The sequence below is a fragment of the Halomonas sp. HK25 genome (assembly GCF_047795635.1).
GTDB lineage: Bacteria > Pseudomonadota > Gammaproteobacteria > Pseudomonadales > Halomonadaceae > Halomonas.
The window spans coordinates 3,424,999-3,439,500 of record NZ_CP181044.1 but is presented as its reverse complement, the minus strand read 5'-3'; the positions used below and the strand labels follow the sequence as shown (position 1 = coordinate 3,439,500).

Sequence of the window (14,502 nt, the reverse complement as noted above, 5' to 3'; positions counted from 1 at the left end):
CCCGAAGGAGGGGCCGTCGTCGTTTCATGTAGATCTGGCCTGAGCGCACAGTTTAGATCGTTGTGATGGAATTGGCCTCGTTAGGGTAGACACATGGACTGGTAGAGACGCTGAGACTTCCACGCCATGATGAATGAGGCGGATCAATGGCTCATTTTTTCGGTGGCGTAGCGCCTGCACTTATCCTGAGCGTTGATCAAGACGTCCCGTAACAGCTCTTCGGCGCTGGGATGGTAGACCGGCATCGACAGGACCTGTTCTGCCGTCATGCCGTGCGTGATGGCCAGGGCAAGCAGGTGTGCCAGGTGTTCAGCCTTGTACCCAAGCAACTCGGCTCCCAGTATTTGGCCAGTTTTCGCGTCCAGATAGACTTGAATGCGCCCTTGGACCTTATTCCAGACCACATGGCGAGGACTGGTAAACGGCAGGTCGCCAATGACAATCTCCTGGCCTTCAAGTTGCCGGAAGCTCTGCCCGATTGTGGCGATCTGGGGATCGGTGAAGGCCACCATCAACGGCGGTCTACGCTGTGCAGGCACCGGGTTCGGGTAGCTCAAGGCATTATCGGCGGCGATACGCCCCTCATCGAAGGCCTCGTGCCACAACGGCAGGTGGTCGGTCACATCGCCGGCGATAAAAATAGGAAGGGCCGAGCAGCGCATCGTCCGCGGGTCGAAAGTCACCGCGCCCGCTTCGGTGACTTCCACCCCCGTATGCTCCATACCCAATCGGTCAACGTTGGGTACCCTCCCCGTGGCTACCAGTACCCTGTCGAACACCTTGGTGACCCGCTGTCCATTCGATTGCTCGTACTCGATCCAGGCGCCTTCAGCGTCCTCCCAGGTGCTCACCACCTGGCCGACGGGGTAGATATCCAGTTCAGTGCCGAGGAGATCGAGCGCTTGCTGCTGCATGGCCGGATGGGTGAGGGCGTTTATCCTTCCGGAGCGGCCATAAATTGTCGTTTCGACTCCCAGTCGATGGAGTGCCTGCCCCAGTTCCAGCGCAATGACTCCCGTACCGATCACGGCTATCGAGCGGGGCAGGTCCTCCAACTCAAAAACCGTATCGCTGGTGAGGACGCGGGCCATTACCGGCTCGAACACCTCGCTGACCGCAGGCCTGGAGCCGCAGGCGAGGATGAACTTCTTCGCATTGACCTCGACCGATTCACCCACCCTGAGGCGGCCCGGTCCGATAAACCGGGCGCGTCCCTCAAGCTTGTGGTGGGCCGGAATCTTGGCAACGTAGTCTAGATTGCGGGCGACAAAACGATTATCTCGCTCTCGGCGCAACCGTTCGAAGACCTTGCGGCCATCCACGCGACCCGACGCTGTCACCCCGAAAAACTCGCTGTTGTTCAAGTGGTGCGCGTAATCGGCAGCGGTGATCATCAACTTGCTGGGCATGCAGCCGACGCGTGCACAGGTGGTGCCGTAGGGGCCATCCTGGATCATCACCAGGCTGTCGGTCTTGCGGCTGATCTTCGAGTAGGCGCCCAGCCCGGCGGTGCCGGCGCCAATGATCGCGTATTCAACATTCAGGGTCTTCATGGCAGATTCGCTCATGCGGCGCCTCATCGTACAAGGTGTTTTATTGTTTAACGCGTAATGTGGGTGTTGAGGGCTGTCGCGACTGGCTTCAAACCCTGGCTAAATGATTAAAGGCTGGCGAAGTAATAGTTAAAGGCTTGTGTTGTTATAAGGGAGAGAGATTAAATGTCGTCAGCCCAAGGCAGGCTATCTGGCGCCTTTCAAGCAGTAAAGCGATAGATTCTAAGCATTTGAGTTATTTTTTCTAATCCATGGGGGATGGCCTGTCGGTTGGGGGCCGCTCTTGGTTAAGGATGCTGGTGCCCCCGGATCACCCTTATAGAAGGTTGCAAGGCCTCACGTTAGCAAGACTAACCCAGCTGCTTAGAAATCGTCGCTTTCCGGGCCTTTCCCGGATCACATACCATTCAGTGATTCGCAGACAGGAAGCCTAACCATGTCAGTACACCAGTCCGCCATCCGTTGGCAGCACAACCCCCACGAAACCGATGCCAGCACCTACTCGCGCAATCATTGCGTGACGTTGAATGGTGACCAGCAGCTAAACGTATCCGCATCGGTCGAATTCAAGGGCGATCCGAACTGTGCCGACCCGGAGCAGATGCTGGTCAGCGCGGTGTCCAGCTGTCACATGCTGTTCTTCCTGGCAATCGCCGAATTCCAGGGGTATCAGGTCGAATCCTATGAGGACGACCCGGTCGGCCATCTCGAAAGCAACGACAAGAAAGGGATGGAGATTACGCGGATCGTGCTGTCGCCGCGCATCACCTTCGGCGGCGACAAGATGCCGGACCAGAAGGCGATATCCCGGATCCACGCCAACGCCCACAAGAACTGTTTCATCCGCAATTCGATCACCGCTGAAGTGACGATCAACCATCTGTAACCAGCCATCGCTGGCGGGAGTCATGCATGAATCACAGTCAAGCGTCGGACGACATCCTTCTCAGGGAAGACCAGGGTGGGGCCGTCTACCTCACACTGAACCGGCCGGACAAGTTCAACACCCTTTCCGAAACGATGCTGGCCGCGTTGCAGCGGGAGCTGGATGCGATCGCCGCCGACCCCGCTGTCCGCTGTGTGGTGATCGGTGCCACGGGGCGGGGTTTTTGCGCCGGTCATGATCTGCGGGAAATGCGGGCCAATCCCGACAAGTCCTATTACCAGAAATTGTTTCGCGGCTGCAGCCGGGTGATGCAGAGCATCGTCGCGCTACCGGTGCCGGTCATCGCCAAGGTCCAGGGCATGGCCACCGCGGCGGGCTGCCAGTTGGTGGCCAGCTGCGACCTGGCCATCGCCGCCCGATCGGCCAGCTTCGCGGTATCGGGCATCAACGTGGGCCTGTTCTGTTCGACCCCCGCCGTGGCGCTGTCACGCAACATACCCCCGAAGCGGGCGTTCGACATGCTGGTATCAGGCCACTTCATCGATGCGGATACGGCATTGGAGTGGGGCCTGTTGAGTGGCGTCACCGATGATACCGATCTGGAAGCTGCCGTGGCCGACAAGGTGGCACAGATCCTGAGCAAGAGTCCTGCGGCAGTGCGCTTTGGAAAGTCCATGTTCCATCCCCAGCGTCAGATGGCCTTGGAAGACGCCTACGACTTTGCCGGCGATGTGATGGCCGAGAACATGCTGAGCCCTGACGCAGGCGAGGGGATCGATGCCTTTCTTTCCAAGCGTAAACCCATCTGGGAGCAGCCAGGCCGCTAGCGCAAATGTTATGCCAGATAACCGTGATACCGGTCAGGCCGCGGATTCGATGGTGGCATGGCCGGTGATACGCCTGGTGATAGCTGAACAGCGTAATGGCTTGTACCGCCGCCGTGCCGGTTGAAGAGCCGGGTCACGAACCCTCCCTTACAATAACAGGGGTTAAACCATGAGTGATATCTGCCATTTCAACGATGCTCTCGAGAAAACGGTGGCGAATCATGTACCGCTGTCACCCTTAAGCTTCATCAAACGGGCTGCTGCCATTTATCCTGACAGGACGGCGCTGATCTACAACGAGACGCGTTACAGCTGGCAGCAGACCTATGCCCGCTGTTGTCGACTGGCATCCATGTTGAAGCATTTCGGCATCACAAGGGGCGATACGGTGGCCGTCATGTTGCCGAATGTCCCGGCCATGTACGAAGCTCACTTCGGGGTTCCCATGGTGGGAGCAGTGTTGAATGCGATCAACATTCGCCTGGACCCGGAGGCGGTAGCCTTTATCCTCGATCATAGCCGCTCGCGCCTGCTGCTGGTCGACCCCGAGTACGTGGACGTGGTCGAAAAGGCCTTGGCCCGGTTGGAGGGGCCGGCGCCCAGGGTGATCAACGTATCTGACCCGAGCCAGGGCGAAGAGCGCTTGATCGGCGACCTGGAGTACGAAGCGTTGCTGGCCGAGCAGCCGGCGCTGGACGACTGGCAGCTGCCGGTCGACGAGTGGGATGCGGTTGCGCTGGGGTACACGTCCGGCACCACCGGCAACCCCAAGGGGGTTGTCACCCACCATCGAGGCGCCTATCTGAATGCGGTCAGCAACGTGCTGGCCTGGACCCTGCCCCCCACAGTGGTCTACCTCTGGACCCTGCCGATGTTTCATTGCAACGGCTGGTGCTTCCCGTGGACACTGGCGGCCATCGGCGGTACCAACGTCTGCCTGCGGCGCGTGGACCCCGAGCAAATCCTCAAGCTGATCAGGCAGCACAGGGTCAGCCATTACTGCGGTGCCCCCATCGTCCACGCCATGATCGCCGACGCTTCCGATGCAGCGCAGGAGTCGATCGAGCACAAGGTCTCCGGGCTGATCGCCGGCGCGGCGCCGCCTGCGTCCGTGTTCAAGCGGATGGAAAAGATCGGTGTCGAGCTGACACACGTTTACGGGCTGACGGAGACCTACGGCCCCGCCTCGATTTGCGTCAAACAGGATGGCTGGGAGCAGTGCCCTCTGGAGGAGCGGGTCCGGCTCAATGGACGCCAAGGCGTGACCTATCCACTGCAAGAAAGCATTGCGGTGCTCGACTCGGTCACGATGGAACCCGTCCCCGCCGACGGCCAGACGGTCGGCGAGATCATGTTTCGAGGCAATATCGTCATGAAGGGCTACCTGCGAAACGAAGCCGCCACCAGTGAAGCCTTTGCCGGAGGCTGGTTTCACTCCGGTGACCTGGCGGTGATGGAACCGGACGGCTACGTCAAGATTCGCGACCGGCTGAAGGACGTGATCATCTCGGGCGGGGAAAACATCTCCTCGATGGAGGTCGAGGAGATCATTCAGCGGCACGCCGACGTCGAACACGTGGCGGTCGTGGCGATGGCGGATGCCAAGTGGGGCGAAGTCCCCGTCGCCTTCGTCCAGCTGCGTCCCGGTAGCGAGCTGAGCGAAGACGAATTGATCAGCTTCTGCCGGGAGAATATCAGCCGCTTCAAGGTTCCCAAGAAGGTCATCTTCGGGCCGTTGCCGACCACCTCGACAGGGAAAATCCAGAAGTTCCAACTGCGCCAGCAGCTCGAGACCGCCCCGTCAGCCTGAGTTGATCGAGGATGCGGAGTTGAAGCAGCGGCGCTGGCGGAGTGAGGACACTGACCCTCGACGAAAGAAGGAAAATGTCATGTACAGGATGCGTCGCTGGGTGGTTCGCCATTCCAGAGTCTTCGAGATGATCTACCGGCGCTTCGAGCCGGTGCTGGTCAAGCTTGATCCGGTGTGGAGGCGACTGGGTCACGAGCGCATCGAGGCGCCGGTGAGGTCGGTGGAAAAGGCCGTCAAGGGTGCGCTTTTCGATTGCCAGATGTGCGGTCAGTGCGTTCTCTCTGCCACCGGCATGTCCTGTCCCATGAACTGCCCCAAGACACTGCGAAACGGCCCCTGTGGCGGGGTGCGTGCCAATGGGCATTGCGAGGTGAAGCCAGAAATGATGTGTGTCTGGGTCGATGCCTGGGAAGGAAGTCGCCGCATGAAGGAGGGCGATCGGATCCACGCTGTCCAGTTGCCGGTCGACCATCGCCTCACGGGAACCTCTTCCTGGCTTCGCGTGGTTCGCCAACTGGACGGTACCTCCTCTTCAACCGCCAACAGAGAGACGACGAGATGAAGTTCGATGACGAGCCCGTTCCGGGCTACTCCCTGCCGATCCTGCCCGGCCATGTCTCCCCCGGGCGGCTGGAGAGGGTGCTGCGGGCCGGCAAGTTCGCCATCACCAGCGAGATCGACCCGCCGGACTCTGCCGACCCGGCCGAGGTGCTCAAGCGAGCGGCAATCTTCGATGGCTATGTCGATGCTATCAATGCGACGGATGGCTCCGGCGCCAACTGCCATATGTCCAGCGCCGGGGTCTGCTCGCTGCTGACCCGGGTCGGCTATGCCACCATCCTGCAGATATCGTGCCGTGACCGTAACCGCATCGCCATCCAGGGCGAGATCCTCGGTGGAGCGGCCATGGGCGCCTGCAACCTGCTGTGTCTGACCGGTGACGGTGTGCAGGCCGGTGACCATCCCCAGGCCAAGCCGGTATTCGATCTCGACTCCATGTCGCTGCTGCAGATCGCCCGTGGCATGCGCGACGATCACCGCTTCGAGAGCGGGCGGCGCATCGAGACGCCCCCGCGGATCTTCCTCGGTGCGGCCGAGAACCCCTTCGTGCCACCACTGGACTGGCGGCCACTTCGCCTGGCCAAGAAGGTGGCGGCCGGTGCTCAGTTCATCCAGACCCAGTACTGCTTCGATATCGAGCGGTTGCGCGACTTCATGCTCAAGGTGAACGACCTCGGTCTGCTGGAAGGCCCCGACCGCGTCTTCATCCTGCCCGGGATCGGGCCCCTGGCTTCTGCACGCAGCGCCCGCTGGATCCGCGAAAAAGTCCCCGGAGTGCATATCCCTGACGCGGTGATCACTCGGCTCGAGGGGGCCGAGAACCAGAAGGAGGAAGGCAAGCGGCTTTGCATGGATCTGCTTCACGAAATCCGCGAGATTCCGGGAGTCAGCGGCGCCCATATCATGGCCTACCGCCAGGAGCACAGTGTGGCGGAGATCATCGAGACCACGGGGGTGCTCGAAGGCCGCGTGCCCTGGTACCCCGGGCGCGACGACCCGAAAGCGCTCAATCCCGAATCCCCGGATGCCTTGGTGCTCTAGCACGATGAACCGCGACACCGGCACCGGACGGTGCCTGACTATCGCCTCTCCTGTTCGCTGGACAGCGCCAACCTGGCCGTGAGCTTCCCTGGGAGCGCTTGCCGAGCCTCGCCGGCTTGCTGGAGGCGCTGGCCGAGCGGCCGGGCATACGCCGTGCGGCCTCCACCGAAGGCATCGTGGGGCGGCTGTTCATCGCGCCCCACTACCCTGTCCTGGACCTGCGCGGCGTGACCGGCTAGACCGGATCAGGGCATATTGGCTTCATCCAACAACCATTCACGAAACTGTCCGGCGATCGGTCGCTCCAGGCCTGCGCCTGCACTAACCACGTAGTACGCCTGGTCACAGTTCAGAGGAGAATCGACCACCACCGACAGCTTTTCGGTACACAGCTCCGCCTGGTGTAGGTCCCGACTGCCGAGCAGGACGCCCTGGCCGGCTATGGCCGCCTCCAGCGCCAGCAGCCCGTTGCCAAATTGCAGCTCCCGTAGCGTTCCGATTTCACATCCCTGCTGCTTGAACCATTCTTTCCAACCGTAGGGCTCGTTGATGCGGGCGAGGGTGCTGTCACACAGCAACGGCAGCCCGCGCAGTGTGTCGACACCATCCACGGTGGCGGCCAGTTCCGGTGCGCAGATTGGTACCAGATCCAGACTCATCAGCCGCTGGGGCTCCAAGTCCGCATAGTTGCCGTATCCAAGGCGCACGGAAACGTCGATGCCGGCGCGCTTGAGATCGGCCACACCGAAGGCGCTATCGCGGGCACGATCCACCGAATGCAGGCTCGCCTGCAGCCGCACTTCGGCGTCCGGGCAACGAGCGTAGAAACGATGCAGGCGTGGCACGATCCATTTGGTGGCAAACAGGGGTTCGGCGCATACGGTGACGATCAGGCGCTCTTCGCCATAGGCGCGGATCTTGTCCACCGCACGGCCTAGTGCATGAAACCCCTCATGCAGCTCCGGCAGGGCTACACGCGCGGCCGGGGTCAGGCTGACCCGCCGGTGGTGGCGGACGAACAGATCGACGCCGAGAGACTCCTCAAGCGACTTGATCTGGTGGCTGATCGCCGCCGGCGTGACATTGAGCTCCTTGGCGGCCGCGGCGAAGCTCCTGGTTCGCGCGGCGACCTCGAAATAGGAGAGCGCGATCAGGGATGGTAGTCGTAACATGACCAATACTCGCAAGAAGGCGGTGGGGCACTGCGCGATCAAGTGCCCCGTTCAAGGGTCGCTATAATCGCTGCTGGTCGAGTAGCCCCGGGGGGAGCGGATCCGATCACTTGAAGCGGTTTCGGGCCTTCTCGAATGACTCGCTGAAGGACTTCCAGGCGCGCTCGGTGCCGGCCCTGATGTCGTCCCAGGCGTCGTCACTGGAATGGCGCAGCTCCTCGAGCTTCTTGCGCATCTCCTCACGTTTCGCCTCGAGGCGCTCGGCCTCCTTCTCCCTCTCGATGCGGGCATCGGCCTCGGCGCCCCTGGCCTTGGCCCGCAGCTTGTCGATCTCGGCCTGCCACTCGTCCAGCTTGGCCTTCATCTTCTGTTCGTAGGCTTCCCTGTTGCTCATATGGGGTTCTCCTTTCAACCTGAGTAGGAATCTTGTTGGCGGTCGCGGAGGCAACCTGCATGCCTCAGAGTGGCATATGGCCTTCAACCTGCCAGGGCCTTGCGCAGGCCTCCGAAGCGTCGCCGATAGTGGGCCGGCGTCAGGCCGACCTTGCGCCGGAACAGCCGGCCGAAAAAGGCGGCATCTTCATAGCCCACCGCCTCGGCAACGGCATCCACCGGCGTTTTCTCGCTCTCCAGGATCTGCTTGGCCTCTTCCAGGCGCAAGGTATGCACGTACTCCATGGGTGACAGGCCGGTGGCCTTCCTGAAGCGACGGTGGAAACTGCGCTCGCTGAGCCCGGACATCGCGATCAAGGCGGCCACGGGCGACGGCTCGTCGTAGTGCTCGGCGATCCACGTCTGGCAGCGGGCAATGACGGCATCTTCAGCCTGGCGGGTACGCGCGAGCATGGCGAAAGGCAGTTGGCCGGCAGCGTGCCAGTCGATCAAGAACAGTTTGGCGAGATGCATCGCCTCGTCCACACCCGCCAGGCGCGCGACCAGGTACAGCGCCAGATCGCTCCAGGAGGTGCCGCCGCCCGCCATGACCAGGCGACTGCCGGTGCCGCCGATCACCAGCGCGCGATGCGGGTGTACCCGAACGCCCGGGTAGCGGCCCAGCACCTCGCAGTAGGCCCAATGCGTGGTGGCGTCCTCATCCCGCAGCAGCCCCGACTCGGCCAGCAACAGGGCGCCCGAGCAAGCGGTCGCCAGGATGGCGCCGTCGGCATGGCAGCGCTTGAGCCACGCGACCTCATCGGCATAGCGGCCCTCGAGCACCGCTTCGGGCGGCAGCATGATCTCGGGGATGCATACCACGTCGGGCACCCTCTCCAGGCCGGCGTCAGGGACGATGCGCACGCCGTTGGCGATGGTCAGCTCGCGACTGCCGCTTCGAGCGACCACCTGCGGCACGAACAGCGACTCACCGGCCCGTCCCTCGATCAGCGCAGGCCAATCGCGCCCCGCCGCGGCGAAGACGTCATAAACCCCGTAGAGAGTGGAAGCCGCCACTTCCGGGATAGCCAACAGCGCAATGGTGGGCTTGTGCGTGGACATGGCGGAAACGGCCGTTTTCTGTCCGTAGGGACTTCAGTGTAGTCCAGCCGGGAGCGCCAGAATGCAGTCTCCGATGCACGTAACAATACCCCAGGAGAAACGCCATGACCGCCCACGCCAAGCCTTCCATTCCTGCCGCCTTCGACGCCTCCCGCGCCGCCGACTTCGAGGCCCGCTTCGTGCGCGCGCTCAACGAAGGCGCCATGCTGCAGCTGATCTCGCTGGCCCACCGCAGCGGCCTGCTCGACCACCTGGCCGATGGTGAGCCGATCACCAGCAGTGAACTTGCCGCCAAGGCATCACTCGACGAGCGCTACGTGCGTGAGTGGCTGGGCGGCGCGACGGTCGCGGCGCTGGTCGAGCACGACCCGCAGACCATGACCTACCGCCTGCCGGCCGAGCACGCCGCGCTGCTCACCGATGGCGGCGAGGCCAATCTCGCCGTGTTCTCCCAGTACCTGCCGTTGATGGGTCAGGTGGAAGACGATGTGCTGGCCTGCTTCCGCCACGGTAGCGGCGTGCCGTACGCGCGCTATGCCCGCTTCCATGAGGTCATGGCCGAGGACAGCGGCCAGACCGTGCTGCCGGTGCTGTTCGACGCCATTCTGCCGCTGGCACCGGAACTGCCCGGCAGGCTGGAGCGGGGCATCGAGGTGCTCGACCTGGGCTGTGGCCGCGGCCTGGCGCTGATGAAGCTCGCCGAACGCTACCCCGCCAGCCGCTTTGCCGGCTACGACCTCTCCACAGAGGCCATCGACTGGGCGTCGCAGTGTGCCGCGCGTCGCGGCCTGACCAACCTGCGCTTCGAGCAGCGCGACCTCAGCGACTTCGACTGCACGGCTCCGGCGCAGCGCTACGACCTGGTGACCACCTTTGATGCCATTCACGACCAGGCGCACCCACTCAACCTGCTCAAGGGGATCCGCCGCACCCTGCGCGAGGATGGCGTCTACCTGGCCCAGGACATCCACTCATCCAGCCATCATCACGGCGACCGCGACCACCCGATGGGCACGCTGCTCTACACCCTCTCGATCATGCACTGCATGAGCGTCTCGCTCGCCCAGGGTGGCGAAGGGCTGGGAACGATGTGGGGCCGGGAGAAGGCCCGGGAGTACTTCGGCAAGGCCGGCTTCGGCGCCATCGAGGTACACCAGCTGCCGCACGACATCCAGAACGACTATTGGGTACTCAGGCCTTGAGCCCCACCCGACGCCGGGGCCATGCAGAGTGCCCCGGCGCTCCTGACATCAATGAGGAAAGCACCATGGCAGGCACAGGATCGTCTTTTATTGAAGTGATCGAACGGCGGGTACTCGAGGACATGCACCGCGTGGCGGACGCTACAGGCCTTCGGCGATCGCCTCGCCGAGGCGGTCGACGGCGGAGGCCAGCTTCTCGTCGATGACATGGAGAGTTTCCGTCCAGTCGTCGACGTGGCGCAGCTCCGTCTTGCCGTCCGAAATGCCACGCAGGACGACAAGCGGCACCTCGAAGCGCCTGCAGGCGCGCAGACAGGCATAGCTTTCCATGTCCACCATCTCGGCGGCGATAGTGTCATAGGCCGAACCCGAGACGATATTGGCGCCGGTCGACAGCGAGGCCTCACGAATGCCGGGAATGCGCAACGAAAGCGGGACGGTCGCCGGCAGGTCCAGGAAGGGGGTAGCGCCCTTTTCGAAGCCCAGCGGGCTGGCGTCCATGTCGCGGTAGGAAACCGAGCTGGCCTGATAGATTTCGGTCTGCTCGAGCACCCGGCTACCGGCCGATCCCAGCGAGACCACGAGATGCGGCAGACGCCCGCGCTGGGCGAGGGCGGCCAGGGCCGCGGTGAGTTCGACGGCCGCCTCAACGGGCCCCACGCCGGTCATGAAAGGGTCGAAACGCTTCTTGAGATGCGGGCCGTATTCGGCGTCGGCCGCCATCACGAAGAGGATATCGCGTCCGCCCAGTGCCGTCAGCCTGGGCTCGCCAATGCCATCGGCCCGGGAGTCAGGAGTCGTGGAGTGTGTCATGGATGCTTGCCTTCCCATGGGGGAGCTCTGCCCCAGTGTACTGCCTTGATCGGGCGCGTGTGCTTCGATCTTGCCGATGAGCTACCCAAATTTCCCGAGTTTTCCGTTGACGCCGTGAGCCCACCGCCATGACCGCGACGGTTGTCGATATCCCTCTGCTGCTTCACTCTGGCTGAGGTGCCGGCACGCTATCGCGCACCCACAGGCGACCATCGGTGCCTGGCACCGGGAACGACCCTCAACCTCGTAGTAGATCTGGCGGAGGTAGCATGATGAGGCTTTCGAGCACAGGGTTCGCGATCCTGGGGGCTGCGCTGATCGCGATCAGTTTCGGGCTAGCACGCTTCGCCTTCGGGCTCTTCGTGCCCCCGATCCGCGAGGAGCTGGGCCTCACGTCCTCCGTGATCGGCATCATCGGTGCGCTACCGCTGATCAGCTTCCTGTTGGCCACGGCGGTCGCGCCCTTCATCACCGATCGCCTCGGTGCCCGCTACACGGCGGTGCTCTCCGGGGCCTTCGGCGTCGCCGGGCTGGCGCTGATCAGCCAGGCCACCGGCCCGCTGATGCTGGGTTCGGGGGTGTTCGCCTGCGGGATCTGTACCGGCCTGATGATGCCCGCGCTGACGGCGGCCATGCAGGCGATCGTCAAGCGCTCGCTGCACGGGCGCGTCAGCTCGGTGATGAACGCGGGGACCAGCATCGGCGTGATCGTGGCCGTCCCCACGGTGCTGTTCCTGGCCGGCGCCTGGCGTTATGCCTACCTCTCGTTCGCCGTCCTGGCCGGCCTCGGCGTGATTGCTGCCTTGCTCTTCCTGCCTTCGGTCTCGCGGATCGTGCCGTCGAACGCCGCCTCGCCGCCGCCGATCAGCGAACTGCCCTGGTCGCGCCTGATCAGGCTATCGCTGTTCGCCTACCTGATGGGCTTCGTCTCCGCCGCCTACTGGATCTTCGCCCCCGACCTGGTCGTGACGCTGGGAGGCCTGCCCGCCAGCGCCACCGCCTGGCTCTGGCTCGCGGTGGGCGTCGCCGGCCTCGGCGGTGCCGTGGTGGCCGATCTGGCCGATCGCAACAACCCGCCCATCACCCAGGCCCTGATGCTGATGATGCTCTCCGCAAGCCTTGCCCTGCTCGCGGCCAGCCCCGACCAACCGCTGCTGACGGCCTTCTCCGCGCTGGTCTTCGGCCTGGCCTACATGAGCCTGACGGGGCTCTACCTGATGACCGGCATTCGCCTGCTGCCCGGTCGGTTGTCGGTGGGGCCGGTGCTCCCCTTCATGGCGGTCTCCCTGGGGCAGGCGACCGGCTCGCCGGTGGTCGGCGGGCTGGTGGATGGCTTCGGCTACGCCGATGCGTTCGCCATGTTCGCCGCCCTCGGCATCCTGGTGGCCGTGCTCTCGCCGTTCTACCCGGGCGCTATCGTCCAGGCGCACGAGGATGAGCCCGAGGAGGAGAGCGGTCTCCAGGCGGCCTATGACCACCAGCTCCACAACGAGGAGGGAGAGCCGCTGGAGGACCCGCTCGAGGAGGAGGCCGAGACGCCTGCCGCCACCTCGTGAGTGGCATTGGTGGCCGGGCCGCGACGTCGTCCGATGGCCCGATTCAGATCGAAGAGTGGAAGGTGCCCACGCTGAGGCAGCGCTCCCGCGACCCGGTCGAGGCACCGGACGGCAGCCGGTGAAGATCGCCGAGGATGGCACGGTCTGGGTGGCCTGCAACGGGGCAACCTGCCTGCTGCGCTTCGGCCCAGACGCGGAGACGTTCCAGAGCTGGCCGATCCCCTCCGGCCCGCTGTATGCCGGCATCCTGCGCCACATGTGCACCACGCTGGCTGGTGAAGCCCTGCTGATTCACCAGAGCGGCACCAACCACATCGGCAGGGTGACCGTGGAAGGCAGTGGCTCGAGGTAGTCGTGCTCAATGCCTTGCTCCGCGCGGCCCTGGTCACCCGCTAGAAAGGTGGGCATGTCGGGGTTGAGCTCGAAGGGGTGCCAGGCCACCGATGACTGATTCCGGCGGTCACTCGGTATTTCTGTCGAAGACGGCGATGGCCTCGTCCAGGCTTGTGACCACTGCGTTCCACGGCAGCGGCGACCCAGCGAGGTGGCAGTGGTAGAGCGCTTCGTCGTCAATCTCGACAAGATGGATGTGGTTGCCTTGATCGTCCTGCCACCAGTCGGCATGGATATGCTGCCAGTTTGGGGGGAGCGGGGTGAACATGGCGGTGGTCATGAGAGTCCTCCTCGAGTCGCTTGAGTCGAGCGCCCGCTCAGGGCGCTTTCGGCTGATGATTACTTGGTCACTATCAGGGCGCCGACCCTTTCAGTGCTTGCCTGGGTAGGCGCAGGGCCAAGGGAGGAATGGCCCACACCACCGCCAAGGGATCTGTGCTGCCTTGTATCGCTCCAAGCCTCGTGTGAGCTACAAAGTGTCGCCATTCAGTGACATTTTTACGACAATATGTATCATTTAGTTACAATATTAAGTCATTTTCCCAAAGTTGGCGCAGGGGAAATCTACTATTGCGACTAAAAGCGTAGGGAGGGCTGTCTGCACTGCTCAGTTCCTCGATCATCTCGTCGGTCATGGACCGTTCTTGCCTTGCCATGGGGCACTTCGTCCCGGTGTACTACCGTCACGGGGTGTTCACGGCTGCTGGGCAAGATTGGAAAGGGGATGTCCTCGCTGCTTTTGCTTCGCGCCAACGGCCTGGAGGTGGCCATGCGCCATGTCCGCGTCTACACCCGGGTGGACGTGATCGAGCAGGAGCCGCGTGAGACCGAGGTGGTCGTGGTCGACCACACCGACAACCAGGGGGGATTCGACTACAACATCGAGCTGTCACAGCGCCGTGCCGCGGCGGTGGTCGAGGCCCTGGCGGCCGAATACGGCGTGGCGCGGGACCGGCTCAAGCATTGGGGCGTGGGCTTCACTGCGCCGGCGGCGAGCAACGCCACGGATGAGGGCCGGGCCAGGAACCGGCGGGTGGAACTGGTCCTGCAGTAGGAAACCCCTCCAAGACGCCACCGGCCTCAGGGCCCGGCCGCCTGGTATCATGCCTTGTGGTGCTGGCAGGTCACCCTCGGGTTGAAGGGTTCGAGGTTGCCGTTGGTGTTGTCGCGAAACCACATATAGTCCCAGTCGTG

The 14,502-nt window shown here is 63.3% G+C and carries 16 protein-coding genes; 10 read left to right on the top strand and 6 right to left on the bottom strand.

Going from position 1 to position 14,502, the window contains the following annotated elements; translation table 11 throughout:
- Positions 1 to 143: 143 nt before the first annotated feature.
- Entirely contained in the window at positions 144 to 1,568 is a 1,425-nt protein-coding gene (locus ACM26W_RS16175; protein WP_416138003.1) for a dihydrolipoyl dehydrogenase, read from the bottom strand.
- Between the two features lie 421 nt (positions 1,569 to 1,989).
- Between ACM26W_RS16175 and ACM26W_RS16170 the strand changes: the two genes are divergently transcribed.
- From ACM26W_RS16170 to ACM26W_RS16145, 6 genes are all read left to right on the top strand, one after another.
- On the top strand, positions 1,990 to 2,439 hold the full coding sequence (locus tag ACM26W_RS16170) for an OsmC family protein (protein WP_416138002.1): 450 nt from the start codon (positions 1,990 to 1,992) through the stop codon (positions 2,437 to 2,439).
- A gap of 26 nt (positions 2,440 to 2,465) precedes the next feature.
- The gene (locus ACM26W_RS16165; RefSeq protein ID WP_416138001.1) at positions 2,466 to 3,266 is read left to right on the top strand and encodes an enoyl-CoA hydratase; all 801 of its coding nucleotides are present in this window, start codon (positions 2,466 to 2,468) and stop codon (positions 3,264 to 3,266) included.
- 169 nt (positions 3,267 to 3,435) lie between these two features.
- Positions 3,436 to 5,076, top strand: coding sequence for an acyl-CoA synthetase (locus ACM26W_RS16160; RefSeq protein ID WP_416138000.1), 1,641 nt, complete (start codon positions 3,436 to 3,438; stop codon positions 5,074 to 5,076).
- Between the two features lie 79 nt (positions 5,077 to 5,155).
- Positions 5,156 to 5,638 (top strand): methylenetetrahydrofolate reductase C-terminal domain-containing protein, encoded by a 483-nt coding sequence (locus ACM26W_RS16155; protein ID WP_416137999.1) that lies wholly within the window; start codon positions 5,156 to 5,158, stop codon positions 5,636 to 5,638.
- Complete coding sequence (locus ACM26W_RS16150; RefSeq protein ID WP_416137998.1) at positions 5,635 to 6,678, top strand: methylenetetrahydrofolate reductase; 1,044 nt, start codon at positions 5,635 to 5,637, stop codon at positions 6,676 to 6,678. The genes ACM26W_RS16155 and ACM26W_RS16150 overlap by 4 nt, the downstream gene beginning before the upstream one ends.
- Positions 6,679 to 6,776: 98 nt before the next feature.
- Positions 6,777 to 6,917 carry a hypothetical protein gene (locus ACM26W_RS16145; protein WP_416137997.1) on the top strand — a complete coding sequence of 47 codons (141 nt, stop codon included), beginning with the start codon at positions 6,777 to 6,779 and terminating at the stop codon, positions 6,915 to 6,917.
- Positions 6,918 to 6,923: 6 nt separating this feature from the next.
- Here the strand turns inward: ACM26W_RS16145 and ACM26W_RS16140 are convergent, their stop codons facing one another.
- The 3 genes from ACM26W_RS16140 to ACM26W_RS16130 form a co-directional block, all read right to left on the bottom strand.
- Positions 6,924 to 7,850 (bottom strand): LysR family transcriptional regulator, encoded by a 927-nt coding sequence (locus ACM26W_RS16140; protein ID WP_416137996.1) that lies wholly within the window; start codon positions 7,848 to 7,850, stop codon positions 6,924 to 6,926.
- A 106-nt stretch (positions 7,851 to 7,956) separates the two neighbouring features.
- Positions 7,957 to 8,244, bottom strand: coding sequence for a coiled coil domain-containing protein (locus ACM26W_RS16135; RefSeq protein WP_416137995.1), 288 nt, complete (start codon positions 8,242 to 8,244; stop codon positions 7,957 to 7,959).
- Positions 8,245 to 8,327: 83 nt separating this feature from the next.
- Positions 8,328 to 9,344, bottom strand: coding sequence for a GlxA family transcriptional regulator (locus tag ACM26W_RS16130; protein ID WP_416137994.1), 1,017 nt, complete (start codon positions 9,342 to 9,344; stop codon positions 8,328 to 8,330).
- A gap of 104 nt (positions 9,345 to 9,448) precedes the next feature.
- On the opposite strand from ACM26W_RS16130, the gene ACM26W_RS16125 reads away from it, so the two are divergent.
- Entirely contained in the window at positions 9,449 to 10,546 is a 1,098-nt protein-coding gene (locus ACM26W_RS16125; protein ID WP_416137993.1) for a class I SAM-dependent methyltransferase, read from the top strand.
- A gap of 141 nt (positions 10,547 to 10,687) precedes the next feature.
- Here the strand turns inward: ACM26W_RS16125 and ACM26W_RS16120 are convergent, their stop codons facing one another.
- Positions 10,688 to 11,359 carry a 5'-methylthioadenosine/S-adenosylhomocysteine nucleosidase gene (locus ACM26W_RS16120; protein ID WP_416137992.1) on the bottom strand — a complete coding sequence of 224 codons (672 nt, stop codon included), beginning with the start codon at positions 11,357 to 11,359 and terminating at the stop codon, positions 10,688 to 10,690.
- Between the two features lie 269 nt (positions 11,360 to 11,628).
- Here ACM26W_RS16120 and ACM26W_RS16115 point away from each other — a divergent pair, with 269 nt between their 5' ends.
- Together ACM26W_RS16115 and ACM26W_RS16110 are read left to right on the top strand one after the other, a co-directional pair.
- The gene (locus ACM26W_RS16115; protein WP_416137991.1) at positions 11,629 to 12,915 is read left to right on the top strand and encodes an MFS transporter; all 1,287 of its coding nucleotides are present in this window, start codon (positions 11,629 to 11,631) and stop codon (positions 12,913 to 12,915) included.
- A 118-nt stretch (positions 12,916 to 13,033) separates the two neighbouring features.
- Complete coding sequence (locus ACM26W_RS16110) at positions 13,034 to 13,267, top strand: hypothetical protein (RefSeq protein WP_416137990.1); 234 nt, start codon at positions 13,034 to 13,036, stop codon at positions 13,265 to 13,267.
- A 108-nt stretch (positions 13,268 to 13,375) separates the two neighbouring features.
- Here ACM26W_RS16110 and ACM26W_RS16105 read toward each other — a convergent pair whose 3' ends face one another.
- Positions 13,376 to 13,588 (bottom strand): hypothetical protein, encoded by a 213-nt coding sequence (locus ACM26W_RS16105; RefSeq protein WP_416137989.1) that lies wholly within the window; start codon positions 13,586 to 13,588, stop codon positions 13,376 to 13,378.
- Between the two features lie 444 nt (positions 13,589 to 14,032).
- Here ACM26W_RS16105 and ACM26W_RS16100 point away from each other — a divergent pair, with 444 nt between their 5' ends.
- Entirely contained in the window at positions 14,033 to 14,362 is a 330-nt protein-coding gene (locus ACM26W_RS16100) for an OmpA family protein (RefSeq protein ID WP_416137988.1), read from the top strand.
- The last annotated feature ends 140 nt before the right edge of the window (positions 14,363 to 14,502 follow it).

Excerpts from the sequence above, each read along its gene's own strand:
- ACM26W_RS16175 (WP_416138003.1), bottom strand. The coding sequence starts at position 1,568 with ATGAGCGAATCTGCCATGAAGACCCTGAATGTTGAATACGCGATCATT.
- ACM26W_RS16170 (WP_416138002.1), top strand. The coding sequence starts at position 1,990 with ATGTCAGTACACCAGTCCGCCATCCGTTGGCAGCACAACCCCCACGAA.
- ACM26W_RS16165 (WP_416138001.1), top strand. The coding sequence starts at position 2,466 with ATGAATCACAGTCAAGCGTCGGACGACATCCTTCTCAGGGAAGACCAG.
- ACM26W_RS16160 (WP_416138000.1), top strand. The coding sequence starts at position 3,436 with ATGAGTGATATCTGCCATTTCAACGATGCTCTCGAGAAAACGGTGGCG.
- ACM26W_RS16155 (WP_416137999.1), top strand. The coding sequence starts at position 5,156 with ATGTACAGGATGCGTCGCTGGGTGGTTCGCCATTCCAGAGTCTTCGAG.
- ACM26W_RS16150 (WP_416137998.1), top strand. The coding sequence starts at position 5,635 with ATGAAGTTCGATGACGAGCCCGTTCCGGGCTACTCCCTGCCGATCCTG.
- ACM26W_RS16140 (WP_416137996.1), bottom strand. The coding sequence starts at position 7,850 with ATGTTACGACTACCATCCCTGATCGCGCTCTCCTATTTCGAGGTCGCC.
- ACM26W_RS16135 (WP_416137995.1), bottom strand. The coding sequence starts at position 8,244 with ATGAGCAACAGGGAAGCCTACGAACAGAAGATGAAGGCCAAGCTGGAC.
- ACM26W_RS16130 (WP_416137994.1), bottom strand. The coding sequence starts at position 9,344 with ATGTCCACGCACAAGCCCACCATTGCGCTGTTGGCTATCCCGGAAGTG.
- ACM26W_RS16125 (WP_416137993.1), top strand. The coding sequence starts at position 9,449 with ATGACCGCCCACGCCAAGCCTTCCATTCCTGCCGCCTTCGACGCCTCC.
- ACM26W_RS16120 (WP_416137992.1), bottom strand. The coding sequence starts at position 11,359 with ATGACACACTCCACGACTCCTGACTCCCGGGCCGATGGCATTGGCGAG.
- ACM26W_RS16115 (WP_416137991.1), top strand. The coding sequence starts at position 11,629 with ATGATGAGGCTTTCGAGCACAGGGTTCGCGATCCTGGGGGCTGCGCTG.
- ACM26W_RS16105 (WP_416137989.1), bottom strand. The coding sequence starts at position 13,588 with ATGACCACCGCCATGTTCACCCCGCTCCCCCCAAACTGGCAGCATATC.
- ACM26W_RS16100 (WP_416137988.1), top strand. The coding sequence starts at position 14,033 with ATGTCCTCGCTGCTTTTGCTTCGCGCCAACGGCCTGGAGGTGGCCATG.